Raw genomic sequence first — 3,683 nt, forward strand, 5'->3', positions numbered from 1 at the left:
AGCCATGAGCCATGTCTACCGGGTGATCGAGGTCGTCGGATCGTCGACGACGGGAGTCGACGACGCGATCGCGAAAGCGGTGGCGCGAGCAGCGGAGACCACGCGGCATCTCGAGTGGTTCGAGACGGTCAACATCCGGGGCCACATCGACGACGGGCGGGTGGCGCATACGCAGGTCACTCTCAAGATCGGTTTCCGCATCGAGTCGGGTACCGAAGCGGACATCTGACGCGCCTCGGCAGTCCGAAATGCGTTGATGTCGTTTTAAGAACGCGGTTCTCGACCAAAACTGGAACGTGTACTAGTCTGAGGCCGGTTCGTTGTCCGGAATCGGCACGGTAGGCAGGTAGAACTGTGGCTTATGTAATCACCCAGGCGTGCTGCAACGACGCCTCGTGTGTCGAGGTCTGCCCGGTCAACTGCATCCACCCGACACCCGACGAAGCACCCTTCGCGACCGCGGAGATGCTCTACATCGATCCCGACACGTGCATCGACTGCGGGGCCTGTGTCGACGAGTGCCCGGTGGATGCGATCGCCGCCGACAACGAACTCACGCCGGCGCAGGAGCCGTATCTCGAGATCAACGCCGAGTACTACCGGCGCTACCCGATCGGACCGGACTGGCCCGAGCTGCGCACGCGCCGCAAGCTGCCCGCCGAGCTGGGCACGCTGCGGGTGGCGATCGTCGGCTCGGGTCCTGCGGCGTGCTACGCGGCGATGGATCTGGTGGCGCACTCGGCGGTGCAGGTCGACATCTTCGACCGCCTGCCCACCCCCTACGGTCTCGTCCGCGCCGGTGTGGCCCCCGATCATCAGAGCACCAAGGGAGTCGGCGACCTCTTCCGCAGCGCCATCGGCCACAAGAACACCCAGTGCTATTTCAACGTCGAGGTCGGCACCCACATCACCCACGAGGAACTGCTCGCGCACCATCACGCGGTGATCTACGCCGTCGGTGCCGCAAGCGACCGCACGCTGGGCATCCCGGGTGAGGACCTCGTGGGCAGCCGCGCCGCGACCGAGTTCGTCGCCTGGTACAACGGCCACCCCGATTTCGCCGACCACACTTTCGACCTGTCTGCCGAGCGCGCGGTGATCATCGGCAACGGCAATGTCGCCCTGGACGTCGCGCGAGCCCTGGTGACGGACCCCGACGAGCTCGCGCGCACCGACATCGCCGAACACGCCCTCGAGGCGCTGCGGACGTCGAACATCCGCGAGGTCGTGGTCGTGGGCCGGCGCGGCCCGGCGCAGGCCGCCTACACCAACCCGGAACTGCTCGCGCTCGGCTCGCTGCCCGGTGTCGATGTGGTCGTCGACCGGGATGAGGTCGAACTCGACCCGGTCAGCCGCGCGCTGATCGACGATCCGCAGGTCGAACCCCGCCTGGCGCTGAAGGTGCGGCAGGTCGAGGGCTTCGCGCAGCGCACCGCCACCGAGGGCAACAAGCGGATCGTGCTGCGCTATCTCGCCTCGCCGGTGGAGATCTCCGGCGACGGTGTTGTCGAGTCGATCACGCTCGAACGCAACGAACTCGTCGAGGTCGACGGTCGGCTCGAGGCCCGTCCGACAGGGGAGACCGAGACCCTCGAGACTGGGTTGGTGCTGCGCTCGATCGGCTATCGAGGCACCGCGCCGGCGGGTCTGCCCTTCGACGAGCGGCGCGGGGTCATCCCCAACGACTGCGGTCGGGTGATCGACGCCGAAACCGGAGCACCGGTGCCCGGTGTCTACACCGCGGGCTGGATCAAGCGTGGTCCCAGTGGCGTGATCGGCACCAACAAGCAGTGCTCTGCGGAAACCGTCGAGAAGATCCTCGACGATTTCGTCGAGGGCAAGCTGCCCGAGCCGGTCGCCGACCGGGAGAAGCTGGCGGCGCTGGTCGCCGAGCGACGCCCCGAGCACATCGACTACCGCGGTTGGCTGCAGATCGACAAGCAGGAGAAGTCCCGCGGTTCCGCGGCGGGACGCTCGCGACTGAAGTTCGTATCGATCGAGGAGATGCTCGCGGCCTCACGAATCGAGTCGTGAGCCGCCGGTCGTAGTTTCGCGTTATTCGTTGCCGCAGCTCCCCCGGCCGCGAGGCGTAACCCCGCGTCGGATGGGGAACCCGGGCGTATGGCGCAGCAAGGCCGGCCCGCAGTCGCGGCGTCGAGTCGATGGATCGATACCGACGGGATCCGCTATCCCGCCGGCGACACGCACGCGTGGACGCCCGGCACCAATCAGACCCTGTGCGGAGTTCCGCTCTCCCGCGCGCGCCTCGATCGCTTCCCGCACGTGCCGTGGAGCGATGCGCTGTACCTGGCGGAACTGGGCGAACACGGCGTCGTCCCGTGTGGGCGTTGCGCGGCGGCCACCCGCAGCGACCGGCCTCGGTGGACGCGCACGAACCCACGGCCGTGAGTGTCGTGGTCGTGCGCCGGCCGGAGTCGACCACTGTTGCTCGTGCTTCCACCCATCAGCAGATAGGCGGATGCTCCGCATCGGGCTCCGGATGCTCCCGGGGTAGGTCTCCGTTACGGTGCCGAGATGACCACTGCCGATGCCGCGCATCACTCGCCATCCACCGTCGACCTGGATGGAAGGGTGTTCGCCGGTGTCAGCAACTCGCCCACCGGGCAGGTCGGTGGCGCCACACGCTTTCGGTATCACCAGGACGATGCTGTCATCTGGGCCGATTACGACGGCGGAGAGATAGTGCGGGGTTTCCTCGTCGGGACACGTAACGGTGAGCGACTGCACTTCCGGTATGTCCACCTCGGTGTCGACGGCTGTACCGCGAGCGGAGTCTGCGACAGCCGGATCGAGGTGCTCAGCGACGGCCGCATACGCCTCGAAGAGAGCTGGGCCTGGGAATCGCGTCCTGAGAAGGGCACGAGCGTGGTCGAAGAGATCCGCTGACCACTGCCTTCCGGAGGCCTGTACGGCTCCGGCACGTGGCCGGCCCGGCTCTTCGGGGTCGGCCATCATCGGACCGAAGTCTCGAGCGTTTCGTGCATTCGCTCTGTGGCCGGACCATGCCATCGGCCCGGCGATAGGCTGGGGGTCCCAGAGCGTGGTGTCGCGGCGACGGTGCCGATGCTCCCACTGCTGTCGATGCCTGTACCGACCGCACCGATTTTCGAAAGTGTGCCCATGGCCGACCTGAACCCCGCCCGTCTGAGTCGCACGATGGCCGAACTCGCCCGTTCCTTCGACGGCGCCGGTACGGATCTCGACGCGACCCTGCAGCGCATCACTGCTGCCGCGGTAGAGCTGATTCCGGGCGCCGACAGCGCCGACGTGCTCGTCATCGCCGACCGTGGAAAGTACGAATCGTACGCAGCGACCTCGCAGTTGCCTCCGCAGATCGATTCGCTGCAAGCTCGGGTCGGAGAAGGACCGTGCGTGGATGCTGCCACGGACACGGTGTTCACCCGCAGCGACGACCTGGCTGCGGAATCGCGCTGGCCCCTGTTCACCGCGGCGGCCGTCGAAGCCGGGGTGCGCAGCATCGTGTCGTTCCGGCTCTATACCCACAACATGCAGGCGGGGGCGCTGAACCTGTTCTCCTCCGAACCGAATGTCTTTGACGAGGAGTCGATCCACATCGGGGAAGTGCTGGCAGCTCACGCCGCGATCGCATTCGTCTCGGCGCGCCGGCAGACGCAGTTGCATTCGGCGATCGCATCTCGGGG

5 protein-coding genes are annotated in these 3,683 nt (G+C 67.0%); all 5 read left to right on the plus strand.

From position 1 onward, the window contains the following. Positions 1-4 precede the first annotated feature (4 nt). Positions 5-229 carry a dodecin gene (locus R1101_RS0118335; RefSeq protein WP_026003442.1) on the plus strand — a complete coding sequence of 75 codons (225 nt, stop codon included), beginning with the start codon at positions 5-7 and terminating at the stop codon, positions 227-229. 125 nt (positions 230-354) lie between these two features. Beyond that, complete coding sequence (locus R1101_RS0118340) at positions 355-2,034, plus strand: FAD-dependent oxidoreductase (RefSeq protein ID WP_016934807.1); 1,680 nt, start codon at positions 355-357, stop codon at positions 2,032-2,034. A gap of 87 nt (positions 2,035-2,121) precedes the next feature. Beyond that, positions 2,122-2,409, plus strand: coding sequence for a hypothetical protein (locus R1101_RS0118345; RefSeq protein WP_016934808.1), 288 nt, complete (start codon positions 2,122-2,124; stop codon positions 2,407-2,409). 126 nt (positions 2,410-2,535) lie between these two features. Next, the gene (locus R1101_RS0118350; RefSeq protein ID WP_016934809.1) at positions 2,536-2,907 is read left to right on the plus strand and encodes a hypothetical protein; all 372 of its coding nucleotides are present in this window, start codon (positions 2,536-2,538) and stop codon (positions 2,905-2,907) included. 234 nt (positions 2,908-3,141) lie between these two features. Next, positions 3,142-3,683 (plus strand): GAF domain-containing protein (locus R1101_RS0118355; RefSeq protein ID WP_016934810.1); only part of this gene is annotated, 542 nt, incomplete at its 3' end.

It is taken from the genome of Rhodococcus sp. R1101, assembly GCF_000278445.1.
Classification (GTDB): Bacteria; Actinomycetota; Actinomycetes; order Mycobacteriales; family Mycobacteriaceae; genus Rhodococcus; species Rhodococcus gordoniae.